This is a genomic window from Pseudomonas rustica, assembly GCF_018336155.1.
GTDB lineage: Bacteria > Pseudomonadota > Gammaproteobacteria > Pseudomonadales > Pseudomonadaceae > Aquipseudomonas > Aquipseudomonas rustica.
Genome location: NZ_JAGYHF010000006.1, coordinates 28,866 through 44,946, shown reverse-complemented (window position 1 = coordinate 44,946; position 16,081 = coordinate 28,866). Strand labels below are relative to the sequence as shown.

Here is a 16,081-nt window from a genome sequence, read left to right as displayed (position 1 = left end):
AAGTAAAAGCAGGTTCCCGGGCATCAGTGGGTTACGCGCTTTGTTCTTGCAGCTCGTAGCTAGAAGCTTGCAGCTGCTTCACTGCGACTTCCGTACCCGTAGGTACCATTCGGAAAGAAGCCGTACCTGTTTGTCGGTGTAGCCGCGTTCGACCATTCGAGTGACGAAGTCGTTGTGCTTTTGCTGATCCTCCTTGCTGGCCTTGGCGTTGAAGCTGATGACCGGCAGCAGATCCTCGGTGTTCGAGAACATTTTCTTCTCGATGACCACGCGCAGTTTTTCGTAGCTGAGCCAGGTCGGGTTCTTGCCGTTGTTGTTGGCCCGGGCGCGCAGGACGAAGTTGACAATTTCGTTGCGGAAATCCTTCGGATTGCTGATGCCGGCCGGTTTTTCGATTTTCTCCAGTTCTTCGTTCAGGGCAACACGGTTGAGGATCTCGCCGGTTTCCGGATCGCGGTATTCCTGATCCTGAATCCAGAAGTCTGCATACAGCACGTAGCGGTCGAAGATGTTCTGGCCGTACTCGCTGTAAGACTCGAGGTAAGCGGTCTGGATTTCCTTGCCGATGAATTCGATATAACGCGGTGCCAGGTATTCTTTCAGGTAGCGCAGATAGCGTTCGCGGGTTTCGGCCTGGAATTGTTCCTGTTCGATCTGCTGTTCCAGCACATAGAGCAGGTGCACCGGGTTGGCGGCGATTTCATGCGGATCGAAGTTGAAGACCTTGGAGAGGATCTTGAACGCAAAGCGGGTCGACAGACCGTTCATGCCCTCATCAACGCCTGCCGAGTCGCGGTATTCCTGAATCGACTTGGCTTTCGGATCGGTGTCTTTGAGGTTTTCACCGTCGTAGACGCGCATCTTCGAATAGATGTTGGAGTTTTCCGGCTCTTTGAGGCGCGAAAGCACAGTGAACTGCGCGAGCATTTTCAGGGTGTCAGGCGCGCAATGCGCTTTGGCCAGAGAACTGTTGAACAGCAGTTTGTCGTAGATTTTCACTTCGTCGCTGACGCGCAGGCAATACGGCACTTTGACGATGTAGATCCGGTCGATGAAGGCTTCGTTGTTCTTGTTGTTGCGGAAGGTGTGCCATTCCGACTCGTTGGAGTGGGCGAGCAGGATCCCGGTGAACGGAATCGCGCCGAGGCCTTCGGTACTGTTGTAGTTGCCTTCCTGAGTCGCGGTCAGCAATGGGTGCAGCACCTTGATCGGCGCCTTGAACATTTCGACGAATTCCATCAGGCCCTGGTTGGCCCGGCACAGCGCACCGGAGTAGCTGTAAGCGTCGGCATCGTTCTGTGGGTATTCCTCGAGTTTGCGAATGTCGACTTTACCGACCAGCGCCGAGATGTCCTGGTTGTTCTCGTCACCCGGTTCGGTCTTGGCGACAGCGATCTGGTTGAGGATCGACGGGTACAGTTTGACCACGCGGAACTGGCTGATGTCGCCGCCGAATTCGGCCAGACGTTTGGTCGCCCAGGGCGACATGATGGTGTTCAGGTAGCGCCGTGGAATACCGAAGTCTTCTTCGAGGATCGCGCCATCTTCGGTGGCGTTGAACAGACCCAAAGGAGATTCGAATACCGGCGAGCCCTTGATCGCGTAGAAGGGCACTTTCTCGATCAGCTGTTTCAGCTTCTCGGCCAGGGAGGATTTACCGCCACCGACGGGGCCGAGCAGGTAAAGGATTTGTTTCTTCTCTTCCAGGCCTTGGGCGGCATGGCGGAAATACGAAACGATCTGGTCGATGCATTCTTCCATCCCGTGGAAGTCTTCAAAGGCCGGATAGCGACGGATCACCTTGTTGGAGAAGATGCGTGACAGCCTCGAATTGGTCGAGGTGTCGAGCAGTTCCGGTTCGCCGATGGCCAGCAATAGACGCTCGGCGGCGGAAACGTAGGCGCTTCGGTCTTTCTTGCACAGCTCCAGGTACTCTTGCAGCGAGAGTTCTTCCTGGCGTGTGGACTCGAAGCGTTGTTGGAAGTGGCTAAAGATACTCATGACGTCACCTCGCTCGATACGTGGAGCCGACGCCGGATCACTCAGTCGATGCTGGCAAACAACCGTTTTGGCAGCTGTTTGTTTACCCCCCAGAACACTTCCACGATCGACAATCGCGAAAGTCACTCCCGATGACCCGTGCGCCGGTGTACCGGCTCTCCCCTGTTTTGGATGGCCTGGGCTTAAGGATAGTTGGGAATTCAGGAGGTAAAGGCGAGATACGTAATTAGTTGTGGCAAGACCGTTCGTCTGCCCGCGCAGGCCCACGGCAGCCGGGGCCTGCGCGTGACAAAAAAATTATTCGGCGATGCCTTGCGCGGTTTCCGCAGGATAAGTCGTACGCCACAACTCGAAGCCGCCGTCCATGCTGTAGACGTCGGAAAAGCCTTGGCTGATCAAGTACGCCGCAGCGCCCTGGCTGGAATTGCCGTGATAGCAGACGACCACGGTCGGTGCATCGAGGTCAGCGCCTTGAATGAAGGCGTGCAGGGAATGATTGTCCAGATGCTTCGAGCCGCTGATGTGCAGGGCAGCGAAAGTCGCCGGATCACGGACGTCGACGACGACGGCACCTTGCTCACGCAGGGCCTGGGCCTGTTCCGGGGGGATTCGTTTGAATTCGCTCATGGCGGGTTCCTGTTGCTCGGCTGAAAGCGCAGTTTAACGCGGTGCGTTGACTGGCGAAGTTTCGGGGATAAGTGGTGCGACGGTTGGCGCGAGGCCACCGTGTTCGTCGCATTTGCATGACAGGCGTTCGCCGCTGTCGACATTCATCAGGGTCAGGCGGCCGCCCCAGACACAACCGGTGTCCAGCGCCGAGATGCCTGGCTCATGGATATTGCCTTCAAGGGCCGCCCAGTGACCAAAGATGATGCGCAGGCCTTTGGTCTTGCGCTCTTTGTGCTGGAACCACGGTTTGTAGCCGGGCGGTGCAGTATCGAGGCCTTCCTTGCTCTTGAGGTCGAGCTTGCCCTCGGCGGTGCAGAAACGCATGCGCGTGAAGTAGTTGGTGATCACGCGCAGGCGAGTCACGCCTTTGAGGTCGTTGTCCCATTTCGCCGGATCGTTGCCGTACATGCCGTCGAGGTAGGCGGGGAACAGGTTGTCGTCGCGCAGCGCTGTTTCGACTTCATCCGCGCACTTCAAGGCGCGGCGCAGTGACCATTGCGGTGGAATGCCGGCGTGAACCATGGCGACATCACGCATTTCGTCGTAATGCATCAGCTTCTGCTGACGCACCCACTCAAGCAGTTCGGCACAGTCCGGTGCGTCGAGAATCTCGCGCAAGGTGTCGGACTTCTTCAAACGCTCGATATTTTTGGCGGCCGCCAGTAGATGCAGATCGTGATTGCCCAACACGCAGACCAGCGACTCGCGCATGCCGTACAGAAAGCGCAGGGTTTCCAATGACTGCGGGCCTCGGTTGACCAGATCGCCGACCAGCCACAGCCGATCGAGCGTCGGGTCGAACGCGACTTGCTTGAGCAGACACTTCAGCGGTTCGAGGCAGCCTTGCAGGTCGCCGACGGCATAGGTTGCCATCAGTGCAAGGCCCCGGGCACCGCCAGGCGGAAAGGTTTGATGATCGCATCGAAATGTTTGCCGTCGTCGGCGACCATTTCATAAGTGCCTTGCATGGTGCCGACCTTGGTGGTCATCACCGTGCCGCTGCTGTAGGTGTGGCTTTGCCCGGCATTGATCAGTGGTTGCTGACCCACCACGCCGGCGCCGCGTACTTCTTCGACGTGGCCGTCACCATCGGTGATCACCCAGTGCCGCGACAGCAGTTTGGCCGGGATCGCGCCATTGTTCTGCACGGTGATGGTGTAGGCGAAGGCGAAACGGTCGTGCTCGGGTTGCGATTGGTCTGCCAGATAGCGGGTAACGACGCTGACATCGACCTGGTAACGGGAATCGGACATGCAAGGGGCCTTAACGAAGCGGAACGCGGGGCGTAGCTGATGGGGAATCAGTCTAGGCAAGTATCGGGCAGTAAACCAGAGTGGCGTCCTGCCCGATAGCGTTCATCGTATGTCAGTCGGCGGCGGGGGAGGCCGGGACTTGTACTGCGAGCTGATCGGCCAGGCGCACGAATGCGGCCAGATCCAGTTGCTCCGGACGCAGGCTGCCATCGACGCCGGCGGCTTCGATTTCAGCATTGCTGAGCAATTGTTTGAGGGTGTTGCGCAGAGTCTTGCGACGCTGGTTGAAGGCTTCGCGCACAACGCGCTCCAGCAACTTGTGATCCTTGGCCGGGTGCGGCAGCACGGCGTGCGGCACCAGACGAACGATCGCCGAATCGACTTTTGGCGGCGGGTTGAATGCGCCCGGGCCAACATTGAACAGATGTTCTACGCGGCAGTGGTACTGAACCATGATCGACAGACGACCCCAGTCACCGCCGCCCGGGCCTGCGGCCAGCCGCTCGACCACTTCTTTCTGCAGCATGAAGTGCATGTCGCGAATGATGCCGGCGTTATTCAGCAGGTGAAAAATCAGCGGCGTCGAGATGTTGTACGGCAGGTTGCCGACCACACGCAGGCTGTTTGGCGCGGCGTTGAGCGTGTTGAAGTCGAACTTCAGCGCGTCACCCTGGTGCAGGTTGAAATTGCTCTTGCCGGCGAACTGCTGATTGAGGATCGGGATCAGATCCTTGTCCAGTTCCACCACGTCGAGCTGCCCGCCGGAATTCAGCAGGCCGGCGGTCAGTGCGCCTTGGCCCGGGCCGATTTCCAGCAGACGATCGTCAGGCTTGGCGCTGATGGAGCGCAGGATGCGGTCGATAACGCCGGCATCGTGCAGGAAGTTCTGGCCAAAGCGTTTGCGCGCCTTGTGTTGGTATTGCTCGGTCATAAACGGGTCTCGGCCATCTGGTAGGCGGTTTCCAGGGCGACTTGCAGGCTGCCGGTGTCGATCTTGCCGCTGCCGGCCAGATCCAGGGCAGTGCCGTGGTCGACCGATGTGCGGATGATCGGCAGGCCCAGGGTCACGTTGACGGCAGCGCCGAAGCCTTTGTACTTAAGCACAGGCAGGCCCTGGTCGTGGTACATCGCCAGCACTGCGTCGCAGTGCTCCAGATATTTGGGGGTAAACAGAGTGTCGGCAGGCAGCGGGCCACGAAGGTCCATGCCCTCGCCGCGCAGGCGCTCTAATGTCGGTTCAATGATGTCGATTTCTTCATGGCCCAGGTGGCCGCCTTCACCGGCGTGCGGGTTGAGTCCGCACACCAGAATGCGTGGCTGGGCGATGCCGAATTTGTTTTGCAGATCGCTGTGCAGAATTCGCGTGACCCGTTCCAGCCGTTCCGGCGTGATCGCATCGGCAATCTCGCGCAGGGGCAGGTGAGTGGTGACCAGTGCCACGCGCAAACCGCGTGTCGCCAGCATCATCACTACTTGAGCGGTATGGGTCAGGTCAGCCAGAAATTCCGTATGCCCGGAGAAAGCGATGCCCGACTCGTTGATCACGCCTTTGTGTACCGGCGCGGTGATCATCCCGGCGAAATCGCCGTTCAGGCAGCCGTTGCCGGCACGGGTCAGGGTTTCGAGGACGAAAGCAGCGTTGGCCTTGTCCAGTTGCCCGGCCACCACGGGGGCGCTGAGTGGTGTATCCCAGACGTACAGGCTGTTGGCGGGCGCCGGGGCGTCCGGCCAGTGATTCGGGCCGACATCCAGCAAGTTGACGGCCAGCCCCAGCTGCGCGGCCCGCTCATTGAGCAGGTCGCGGCTGGTGATGGCAATCAGGGGATGTGGCTGGGCTTGCGAGGCGAGCAGCAGGCACAGGTCGGGACCGATGCCGGCTGGTTCGCCGGGTGTCAGCGCGAAACGCTTGGGTTTCACTGCGCTGCCTGGTCTGCACCAGGGAGTTTGATCTCTACGTACGCTTCGTCACGGATCTGACGCAACCAGGTTTGCAGCTCTTCGTCGTATTTGCGGTTACGCAATACGGTCATGGCTTGCTGCTCGCGGGCCTGTTCGGTGCTGTCAGTGGCACGACGGCCAAGGACTTCCAGAACGTGCCAGCCGTATTGGGTCTGGAATGGCTTGGACAGCTGACCTTGTGGGGTCTTGGCCATCACTTCGCGGAATTCCGGCACCAGTGCGCCCGGATCGATCCAATTCAGGTCGCCGCCGTTGAGCGCCGAACCCGGGTCTTCGGAGTAGCTTTTCGCCAGTTCAGCGAAGTCTTCACCGGCCACGATGCGGTCATACAGCGACTGCACCAGGGCTTTGGTTTTGGCTTCGTCGCGAATCGGGCTTGGCTTCACCAGAATATGGCGGACATGCACTTCGTCTCGCATCTGGGTCTCGCCACCACGCTTGGCCAGCAGCTTGAGGATGATGAAACCACCCGGTGTGCGCGCTGGTTGAGTGATGTCGCCTACGGCCATGCTGCTCAGCTCGCGGTCGAACGGAGGTGGCAATTGAGCGGCTTTACGCCAGCCCATGTCGCCGCCTTCCAGTGCGTTGTCGCTGGCGGATTTGGCCACGGCCAATTGACCGAAGTCGGCGCCTTGCTTGAGTTGCTGGTAAACATCCATGGCCTGACGGGCAGCGTTCTGAATTGCTTCAGAGTTAGCGCTTTCCGGGGTTGGAATCAGGATATTGGCCAGGTGCAGTTCTTCGGACAGCTGCATTTTGCCCAGATCGGAAGCGAGGAAGTTTTTCACTTCCTGCTCGGAGACCTGGATGCGTTCTGCCACACGACGCTGACGCACACGGCTGATGACCATTTCACGGCGGATCTGATCACGAGCGTCGTCGTAAGACAGACCGTCGTGAGCCAAGGCAGCGCGGAATTGATCCACAGTCATGTTGTTGCGTTGTGCAATGGTGCCGACAGCCTGGTTCAGCTCTTCATCGGTGATGCGGATACCGGAACGTTCGCCGATCTGCAGTTGCAGGTTTTCGACGATCAGGCGCTCAAGCACCTGTTGATCCAGTACGCCCGGAGGCGGCTGGCCGCCTCCACGCTTGGCGATGGTCTGCTGAACTTCGTGGACACGCTGATCCAGTTGGCTCTGCATGACCACGTCGTTGTCGACGATCGCGACCACTTTATCGATGGACTGAACGGCGGCGTTACCCGCCGTACTCAGGAACAGCGCGCCCAGCATCAGCGGGCGCAGACAATCAGAAAGCTTGGTCTTCACGTTGACGATAACCTTGGATGCCTTTGTCGAGGAAACTCTCAGCCTTGGCGCCAGTCAGGCCGCCCAGTCCCTTCAGAACAATTTGGAGGAAGACGCCGTGGTCGCCTTTTTCGTTTTGCGGAGCTTCCTGACTGAATTCGTCGTAGGAAACCCAGTAACGGTTGATCAGGCGCAGTTTCCAGCAGCAGTTGTCGTACTCGAAACCACCGAAGGCTTCCAGCGTACGGTTGCGGTTGTAGTCGTACTGCCAGCGGCTGATGGCGCTCCACTGCGGAACGATCGGCCAGATGACCGAGAAGTCATGCTGCTGGATCTTGTAGTAGTCCTTGATGTAGCCAGGCTGACCCGGGGTGCCGTAGTCGCCGCCGCCCACGGTCCACTTACCGGTGTTCTGGTCGTAGCGAACCTGGTCGTTGCGATAGCGATAGCCGAGGTTGACGATCTTGTTCGGATTGTCTTCAGGCTGGTAGTGGAACATCGCGCTGCCGGAGCGTGGGCTGCGGCTGTCCGGATCCCAGTTGTAATCGGCAGTGGTGCGCCAATCGCGGTTCCAGCGATATTCGTATTCCAGTGCGTATGGCGATACGTTGGAGTGCGCGTCGTTACGGGTTTTAGCGTCAATGCCTGGAAGTTGTACTTCACGATCCTTGAAGTACAGGGCTTGGCCGACACTGATGCGTTGACGCTCGAAGCCGTCTTCCTCGATCCAGCGACTGGTCACACCTAGCGACAGTTTGTTCTCATCGCCGACACGGTCGGAGCCGGAGAAGCGGTTATCCCGGAATAACGACGCATAGTTGAAGGTATATTCGCCAGTGTCGAAGACCGGAATGTCTGCTTGATCTTTCTCTGGAACGTAGAGGTAGTACAGGCGCGGTTCCAGGGTTTGATTGTAGTTTTTGCCGAAATAAGAAGTCTTACGGTCAAAGTACAAGCCGCTGTCGATACTGGCGATTGGCACGCCGCGGTTCTGATTGCTGTCAAACGTACCGTTGAGTTTCTGCTGATCGGCCGACATAGCAGCAATCTGAGATTTACCGGTGTTGTCCAGATCCAGTTGATACTGGGTGTACTGGTACTTGAGCGACGGCTTCAGGAAACCATACGTCCAGTTCATCGGAAGGCTGACACCCGGTTTCAGATTCAAACGATCGCCGTTGGCGCGGGCCAGACCAAAAACGTTGTTATCAAGGCGAGGCTGTGGGTCGCTGCCATCTTTATCGGTGTAAGTACCGGTCAGCAGATCGCGATCGAAGCGAACCAACTCGGTCTCGTAATCGAATTGAAGGCCTTGCGGATGAACCGGCAGTTGACCATTTAAGGTGAGCTGCGGGAGGCGGTCGTAAGGAGTGACGTCCGCAACGGTGGCCAACTGATAAGCCTGGGCGTTCAAACGCGCCGTGTAACTGTCGCCACGATAAGTGATAGAACCCTGCTGGTTCACGTAGTCGGAGCTCTTCACGCCGATCTGATCGGTTTCCAGATCCTGGAAATAGTACGGATCGCTGATCTTGGTGTAGTCGACTTGCGTCAGGACGCGCGAATCCAGGCCACCTTTGTGTTGCCAGTTGTACATGTAACGGGTCGACTTGGAGTCGGTCTGCTTGTCGCGATCGTCATCCTCGTCGTTGAGGAACGCCGCGCCGAACTGACCTTCGCTCGACTTGGTCAGGTAGCGGAATTCGCCTTCGACCAGCATGCCGCGCTTGCTCATGTAACGCGGATACAACGTGGCGTCGTAATTCGGCGCCAGGTTGAAGTAGTACGGCGTGACCAGCATGAAGCCGGTATCGGTGCCTGTGCCGATGGTCGGCGGCAGGAAACCGGACTGACGACGGTCGTCGATCGGGAAGTAGATGTACGGGGTGTACAGGATCGGAATGTCCTTGACCCGCAGTGTCACGTTGGTCGCGGTACCGAAACCGGTGGCCGGGTTCAAGGTGATGTTGTTGCCCTTGAGCTGCCAGGCGTTGCTGTTCGGTTCGCACGTGGTGTACGTGCCGTCCTTCAAGCGGATGATCGCGTTCTCTGCACGCTTGGCGTACAGCGCGCTGCCGCGGATACGCGATTTGTGCATCACGTATTCGGCGTTATCGACCTTGGCTTCACCGGTGTCGAGCTGTACATCGGCGTGGTCGCCGACGATCAGCGCGCCGTTGTCGCGGATACGAACATCGCCCGCGAGTTCGGCGCGGCTCTCGGCCTGGTACAGGCTCGCCTCGTCGGATTCAACCTGCATGCTGCCCTGACGCAAGACGACATCACCGGCCAACGTACCGACTTGATCATCGGTGTTATAGCGCGAGGCTTTTGCGCCGATAAAGGTAGGCGCATCGCTTTTGTTCGTCTTGTCATTCATGCCAGGACGAGTCGGCTCGATGTAGGCACCGGAGCAGTACGGGCCGGTTTCGGCCAGTTGCGCGGCGGTCAGCTTCTCGCGCGGAACCCAGTCGAGGTGACTGTAGTCTTCGCTACGGGCTTTCAGGCCGCGGCCTTTGGCTTCGGTGACGAGTGCTGTTTTAGGGCCAGTGTCGGCGGTCGAACCGTTTTCGGTCGCAGCGTCGCCGGCAGCGCTGACGGCACTGCCGTCATGCACTGGGCGCGGAGGCAATGCAGCCGCCGTCGCCTTGGGCGCACAGGCCCAACCACCCGTTGCCGAGACGGAGCAGTCATACTGCTCGGCGGCAACAACGAATTGACTGGCCAGAGGTTGCATAGCCAGCAGACTGCCGGTTACCAACAACGGAAATTTTTTACGAAACGCGGGGGATTTCAATGCCATCTTATTAGTCCGGGCTTCCTGCGTGCCATCTGCCCGCGGTGTGGGCCGCACGCCTCTCGATGGTCTGAAAAAGATGCTGGATAATAAAGCATGACCCGCTTGACGGCTAGCGCCGTCGGAGACCCTTGCAATGCCTGACCAAGATGTACGCTTGCAACACCTGAAAGTTTGGCTCGATGAACAGCTGGCAATCCTCTTTGCAGATCAGGGTTGGGGCGCTGTGCCCCCGGCCACGTTGACTGCGGCCAGCAGCGACGCGAGTTTCCGCCGTTACTTCCGTTGGGAAGGCGAGGGCAAAAGCTTTGTCGTCATGGACGCTCCGCCACCCCAGGAAAACTGCAAACCGTTCGTGGATATCGCTTTTTTGCTGGCGAAATCCGGAATAAATGTGCCGAAAATTTACGCAGAAGACCTCGAGCGCGGTTTTCTTTTGCTTAATGACCTGGGTAACAAGACTTATCTCGACGTGATTGATGGCGAAAATGCCGACGCATTGTTCAGCGATGCCCTGCAGGCATTGCTGGCTTTTCAGCAGTTGCCGATGGTGGCGCCGCTGCCGAGTTACGACGTGGCTTTGCTGCGCCGTGAGCTGGAACTGTTCCCCGAGTGGTATGTGAAGCGTGAACTCGGCGTCGAATTCGATTCGGCCCAGCAACAGCAGTGGCAGCAGATCAGCGATCTGTTGATCGACAGCGCCCTGGCCCAGCCGAAAGTGCTGGTGCACCGCGACTACATGCCGCGCAACCTGATGCTCAGCGAGCCGAATCCCGGCGTGCTGGATTTTCAGGACGCGGTCTACGGCCCGGTCACTTACGACGTCACCTGTCTGTTCAAGGACGCCTTCCTCAGCTGGCCTGAAGAACGCGTGCGCGGCTGGCTGGAAAATTACTGGCAGCAAGCCTCGGCATTGAATATCCCGGTGCAGTCGAACTTCGAAGACTTCCTGCGCGCGAGCGACCTGATGGGCGTGCAGCGTCACTTGAAAGTCATCGGCATCTTCGCGCGCATCTGCCACCGCGATGGCAAGCCGCGTTACCTGGCCGACGTGCCGCGTTTCTTCTCCTATATAGAAGCAGTGATCGCCCGTCGCCCGGAACTGGCCGAGTTGCAAGCGCTGTTCACCAGCCTGCGGGGTAGAGCCACAGCATGAAGGCAATGATTCTGGCGGCAGGCAAAGGCGAGCGCATGCGCCCGCTGACCCTGACCACTCCAAAACCGCTGGTGCGCGCCGGTGGCGTGCCCTTGATCGAATATCACCTGCGCGCCCTCGCCGCCGCCGGTTTCAACGAGATCGTGATCAACCACGCCTGGCTCGGTCAGCAGATCGAGGATTACCTCGGTGACGGTTCGCAATTCGGTCTGAGCATCCAGTACTCGCCGGAAGGTGAGCCGCTGGAAACCGGCGGCGGGATTTTCCGTGCGCTGCCGTTGCTCGGTGACGATGCGTTTCTGGTGGTCAACGGTGATATCTGGACGGATTACGACTTCAGCGTGCTGCACCAGCCGATTAACGGTCTGGCGCATCTGGTGCTGGCGGACAACCCGGCGCATCACCCAACCGGCGACTTTTCTCTGGTCGATGGGCAGGTGATCGACGGCCAGGCTAATGCTGCGACTTTGACCTACAGCGGCATCGCGGTACTGCATCCGCAACTGTTCGACGGCTGCACGGACGGCGCCTTCAAACTCGCGCCGCTGCTGCGTAAAGCCATGGCCGAAGGCGAAGTCACTGGCGAACGTCTCAAAGGTCACTGGGTGGATGTCGGCACCCACGAGCGTCTCGCGGAAGCGGAAACCTTGATAGAAGCGAGTCGCTGACATGTTGTGGCCAGGGACTCTGATTGGAGCCGGAGCGGGATTTGCGATTGCCAGCATTCCGGGGGCCATGCTTGGGGCGTTGTTGGGGCAGGCGCTGGATCGGCGTCTGCACTTGCAGAGCTGGGGGCATTTGCGCGAAAAGCTCGGCGGTCGACCGATGTTGCGCAACGACGAATTGTTGTTTTTGCTGCTTGGGCGTCTGGCCAAAAGTGATGGGCGCGTCACTGACGGGCATATCCAGCAGGCGCGCAATGAAATGCGTGCGCTGGAAATGAGTGATCCGGCAATGCGTCGGGCGATTGCCGCGTTCAATCGCGGCAAGTCGGGTAACGACAGTCTGCGCGGGTATCTGCGTCGACTCAGCGGCCAGCCGCATGCTGCCGAGGGTGTGTTGCGCGCCTGTTGGCGGATGGTTTGGGCGGATGGTCGCGCCGGTGTCAGCGAACGTGAATTGTTGGCGCAGTGGGGCAAGTGGCTGGGCTGGACAGTGCAGCAGGTGCAGGCGCTGGCCAGTGATTACGAGCCCGGCAAGCGGCCAATTGTCAGTGCGGCTGTGAGTTATCAGGAGGCGATGCGTTTGCTCGGGGTGTCGGCCATTAGCGAACCGGCGCAGATCAAGCGGGCGTACCGGCGGCTGTTGAGTCGGCATCACCCGGACAAGATTGCCGGCACGGGCGCGACGACGGCGCAGGTGCGTGAGGCGACCGAACGTACGCGGGAATTGCACAATGCCTACACATTGATTCGTGAGCGGCGGGATTTTCGCTGACCGTTGAAGATCAAAAGATCGCAGCCTTCGGCAGCTCCTACCTTGGAATGCGTTTCCTGTAGGAGCTGCCGAAGGCTGCGATCTTTTTGCTTTATCAGTCGGTGTTCTGCGGATTCAACCAGCCGCGCACCCGGCGGATCAACTGTTCCTGCTCAGCCTTTTTATCCGGCAACGCCTGCAACGCCACCTGGCTAAACGCCGAGGTCTTCAACCGCTTGCTCGCCTGCATACGCTCCAGCGCCGCATTGCGATCCAGCGCCTTGTCCATGTAGAAAATATCTGCGGTCGGCAATTTCAGCGTTGGCGTCAGTTCCGCCAATGCCGGTTTGGCTTTGGCCGGTGTCTGCGCATCGACCATTACAAACTTCTCCACCTGCGCAGTCTGTTTCTCGCTCAGATAACGCGCCGCCCAATAAGCCCCGGTGCCATGACCGAGCACGACAATGCTGCGCGCGCTCTGCTGTTCGGCGTAGGCAATGGCCGCGTCGATGCGGGCGAAGATGCGCTCGCCGTCAGCCTTTTCCTGTTCTTCCACAGTGTCGGCCGCAACTTGATCGGCGACCTCGGCTTCACCGCCGGCGGCCTGCTCAATCGGCTGCGCGGTGGTGGCATCCTTGCTGCCGGTTTCCGGCGCTTTCGGCGCGGCGACGGGCTCGACGACGCGCGGTGCGATGGCATCGCTTTGCAGATCGGGCAGGGTGATACTCAGGCTGCTCCACTTGGCGTCGGGCAATTTCTGCCGCAACGGGCCGATTGCTTGCGGCCAGTCAGCGGTTTCGCCGGCGCCGGGGATGATAATCACCGCGCCCTTGGGTTCGGCGGTGTTGGCGGTTTTCCACAGGGCGAGGAAGGTGTCGCTGCCGGCCTGCAACTGTTGCTGCTCTTGCGCCGGAACCGTACGGCCGAGTGCGGCGGCTTCTTCCTGACTACGCTCAAGCAGTGGCTGGCGTTCGGCGGGTTTCGCTTCGGCAGGTTTTTCCGCCGAGGCGGCGGGCGCCGGATCGGCGGCTTCGACGGAAAACGCACAAGGCAGGATCAGCGACAGGCACAATGCTGGCATTGCCAGGCGGTAGACAGAGGGCATCGGTTATTCCAGGCCAGAAATGTATCCCGGCAGCCTAATGGGTTGGTCAGAATTTGTCAGTGTATGAGACTTCAATGAAGCGATTTTGCTGCCTCTGGTTTATCGGCTGGTTGTGCTTTCCCTTGATTGCCTGGGCGGCGCCTGAGTCACCGGCGCACGCTGCGCAATTGTCGGCGGGCCAGCAGCAATGGCTGGCGCAACACCATGAGCTGCGCGTCGGTCTGGTGTTGCAGGCGCCGTTTGCACAATACGACCGGCGTTTGCAGAAGCTGTCCGGAGCCAATGTCGAGTTGATGAAGTCGTTGGCCAAGGTGCTCAATGTCGAACTGAGCTGGCGCAATTTTCAAGATCTCGCGCAACTGGAAGCGGCGGTGCGCGAAGGTGAAATCGACATCGCCCCCGGTCTGATGCAAACCCCGAGCGCGCTGCGTCTCTGGCAGTTTTCCGATCCGTACATGCGCGTGCCGCAACTGGTGGTCAGCGATCAAAAAGCCAGCGGCACGATCGATCTGGAAAAACTCGACAGCCAGACCCGCGTCGCCGTGCGCATGCCCAGCGCGACTGCCGATTATCTGCGCGGCAACTATCCCCATCTCAACCTGCAAGGCGTGCCGCTGGAACGTCAGGCGTTGCAGTTGCTGCTAAGTCAGCAGGCGTCCTATGCGGTGGTCGATGAAGCGCAACTGGGGCGACTGTCGGTGGAGCCGGAATTTGCCGAACTGGTAGTGGTTGGCGATATCGGTCTACCGCAATTGTTGCGGGTTGCTTCGCGACGGGATTGGCCGGAACTGGCCGGTATCGTCCAAAGCGCCTTGCGCGCGATCCCGGCGAAAGATCTGGAGCGCCTGCACAATCAATGGCTGCAACCGAAATACCCGCGACTCTCGGAGTCGCCGGGCTTCTGGCAAAACCTCGCGCTGTTGTTTGCGGTGATGTTGCTCAGTTGCGTGGCCATCGTGTTCTGGCAGCGGCGCCAGCAGCACAGCCTCGAGCAACGCTTGCTTGCCGCTAGAGAAGACATAGCCTTGCGCGCCGCCAGCGAAGAAGCGCTGCGGCTGACGCAGTTTTCCATCGATCAAAGCACCGTCGGCATCCTCTGGGTCAACTGGGACAGCCATGTGCGCTACGCCAATCGCGCGGCGGAAAATATGCTCGGTTATCCCTCGGGCGGGTTGATCGAGCGGCCGCTGATCGACTTCGAACCGGGCCTGCACATGGATCGCTGGCTCAACCTGTGGAAGCGTGCGCGGGCCAGTGAAGAAGGGCCGTTGAGTTTTGAAACCAGTTGCGTGCGTGCTGACGGCAGTATTTTGCCAGCGGATGTGTCGCTGAGTTTTCTGCGTTTTCGCGACAGTGAATACCTGGTGGTCTACCTCACCGACGTCACCGACCGCCGTCGCGCACTGGCCGCGTTGCAGGAAAGTGAGGCGCGGCTGCAAGGCATCGCCGCCAACGTGCCGGGATTGGTGTTCCGGCTGGAGCGCGCGCCGGTGACCGGGCAGATCGACTTTGCCTACATCAGCGAGGGTAGCGAAAGTCTGGTGGGCTACGCGCCGGCCGCCATCGCCCATCGCGACATGGGCCTGCGCAGTCTGGTGCACCCGGACGACAAGGCCAGTTATCACCGCACCCAGGATCAAGCGCTGGACACCGACAGCGACTGGTCGTGGCAGGGCAGAATTGTTACGCGACAGGGGCAGCAGCGCTGGGCCGAAATCAAGGCGATCACCCGGCAACTGGAGGATGGCGCGTACGTCTGGGACGGCATCGTCTGGGACATCACCGAGAGCAAACGCATCGAACTGGAACTGGCCGATTCTCGTGAACAGCTGCGCGAACTGTCGGCGCACCTTGAAAGCGTGCGCGAAGAAGAGAAGGCGCGCATCGCCCGTGAGGTGCACGATGAATTGGGGCAGATGCTCACGGTGCTGAAACTGGAGACATCGATGTGCGAATTGGCCTACGCGCAACTCGACCCCGGTTTGAACGAACGGCTCAACAGCATGAAGCGCCTGATCGCCCAGTTGTTTCAGTTAGTGCGGGATGTGGCGACGGCGCTGCGGCCACCGATTCTGGATGCCGGGATCGCCTCGGCGATCGAATGGCAGGCGCGACGATTTGAAGCGCGGACGCAGATTCCCTGTCTGGTGCAGGTGCCGGAGAATCTGTCGGCGCTGAGTGATGCCAAGGCGATTGGGTTGTTCCGGATTTTGCAGGAAGCGCTGACCAACGTGATGCGTCATGCTCAGGCGCATACTGTGGAACTGACGCTGGCGCTGGAGGGCGATGAGTTGTGCCTGACAGTCGCCGATGATGGCGTAGGATTTGTCGCCGCTACGGGTAGGCCGACTTCGTTTGGTTTGGTCGGCATGCGCGAGCGGGTGCTGATCATGGGTGGGCGGTTGGTGCTGGAGAGTGAGCCGGGGGAGGGTACTAGTCTTAAAGTGTGGGTGCCGCTGGATCGCTAAAAGATCG

Annotated in this window: 13 protein-coding genes; 4 read left to right on the top strand and 9 right to left on the bottom strand. The window is 59.5% G+C overall.

Annotated elements, in window-relative coordinates:
• Positions 1–78: 78 nt before the first annotated feature.
• The 8 genes from KFS80_RS12710 to KFS80_RS12675 form a co-directional block, all read right to left on the bottom strand.
• Positions 79–2,001, bottom strand: a complete 1,923-nt coding sequence (locus tag KFS80_RS12710) for a PrkA family serine protein kinase (protein ID WP_007910115.1) — start codon at positions 1,999–2,001, stop codon at positions 79–81.
• 297 nt (positions 2,002–2,298) lie between these two features.
• Positions 2,299–2,628, bottom strand: coding sequence for a thiosulfate sulfurtransferase GlpE (gene glpE, locus KFS80_RS12705; protein WP_008085194.1), 330 nt, complete (start codon positions 2,626–2,628; stop codon positions 2,299–2,301).
• A 33-nt stretch (positions 2,629–2,661) separates the two neighbouring features.
• The gene (locus tag KFS80_RS12700) at positions 2,662–3,543 is read right to left on the bottom strand and encodes a symmetrical bis(5'-nucleosyl)-tetraphosphatase (protein WP_212544991.1); all 882 of its coding nucleotides are present in this window, start codon (positions 3,541–3,543) and stop codon (positions 2,662–2,664) included.
• A complete protein-coding gene (gene apaG, locus KFS80_RS12695; protein ID WP_016983136.1) occupies positions 3,543–3,923 on the bottom strand; it encodes a Co2+/Mg2+ efflux protein ApaG in 381 nt (126 codons plus the stop codon). Before apaG ends, KFS80_RS12700 begins: the two co-directional genes overlap by 1 nt.
• 112 nt (positions 3,924–4,035) lie before the next feature.
• Positions 4,036–4,854: a 16S rRNA (adenine(1518)-N(6)/adenine(1519)-N(6))-dimethyltransferase RsmA gene (gene rsmA, locus KFS80_RS12690; RefSeq protein ID WP_053124397.1), complete on the bottom strand. Its 819-nt coding sequence runs from the start codon at positions 4,852–4,854 to the stop codon at positions 4,036–4,038.
• On the bottom strand, positions 4,851–5,840 hold the full coding sequence (gene pdxA, locus KFS80_RS12685; protein ID WP_212544990.1) for a 4-hydroxythreonine-4-phosphate dehydrogenase PdxA: 990 nt from the start codon (positions 5,838–5,840) through the stop codon (positions 4,851–4,853). The genes rsmA and pdxA overlap by 4 nt, the downstream gene beginning before the upstream one ends.
• The gene (surA, locus tag KFS80_RS12680) at positions 5,837–7,153 is read right to left on the bottom strand and encodes a peptidylprolyl isomerase SurA (protein ID WP_156316189.1); all 1,317 of its coding nucleotides are present in this window, start codon (positions 7,151–7,153) and stop codon (positions 5,837–5,839) included. The genes pdxA and surA overlap by 4 nt, the downstream gene beginning before the upstream one ends.
• A complete protein-coding gene (locus KFS80_RS12675) occupies positions 7,134–9,935 on the bottom strand; it encodes an LPS-assembly protein LptD (protein ID WP_212544989.1) in 2,802 nt (933 codons plus the stop codon). The genes surA and KFS80_RS12675 overlap by 20 nt, the downstream gene beginning before the upstream one ends.
• 130 nt (positions 9,936–10,065) lie before the next feature.
• Here KFS80_RS12675 and KFS80_RS12670 point away from each other — a divergent pair, with 130 nt between their 5' ends.
• From KFS80_RS12670 to KFS80_RS12660, 3 genes are read left to right on the top strand one after another with little or no spacing between them, the layout of a single operon-like run.
• The gene (locus KFS80_RS12670; protein WP_212544988.1) at positions 10,066–11,085 is read left to right on the top strand and encodes an aminoglycoside phosphotransferase family protein; all 1,020 of its coding nucleotides are present in this window, start codon (positions 10,066–10,068) and stop codon (positions 11,083–11,085) included.
• Positions 11,082–11,753 (top strand): N-acetylmuramate alpha-1-phosphate uridylyltransferase MurU, encoded by a 672-nt coding sequence (murU, locus tag KFS80_RS12665; protein ID WP_053124390.1) that lies wholly within the window; start codon positions 11,082–11,084, stop codon positions 11,751–11,753. The genes KFS80_RS12670 and murU overlap by 4 nt, the downstream gene beginning before the upstream one ends.
• Position 11,754: 1 nt before the next feature.
• Complete coding sequence (locus KFS80_RS12660) at positions 11,755–12,522, top strand: TerB family tellurite resistance protein (RefSeq protein ID WP_212544987.1); 768 nt, start codon at positions 11,755–11,757, stop codon at positions 12,520–12,522.
• A gap of 94 nt (positions 12,523–12,616) precedes the next feature.
• Here KFS80_RS12660 and KFS80_RS12655 read toward each other — a convergent pair whose 3' ends face one another.
• Positions 12,617–13,606, bottom strand: a complete 990-nt coding sequence (locus KFS80_RS12655; RefSeq protein WP_212544986.1) for an alpha/beta hydrolase family protein — start codon at positions 13,604–13,606, stop codon at positions 12,617–12,619.
• Positions 13,607–13,680: 74 nt separating this feature from the next.
• On the opposite strand from KFS80_RS12655, the gene KFS80_RS12650 reads away from it, so the two are divergent.
• Positions 13,681–16,074, top strand: coding sequence for a PAS domain-containing sensor histidine kinase (locus KFS80_RS12650; protein WP_212544985.1), 2,394 nt, complete (start codon positions 13,681–13,683; stop codon positions 16,072–16,074).
• The last annotated feature ends 7 nt before the right edge of the window (positions 16,075–16,081 follow it).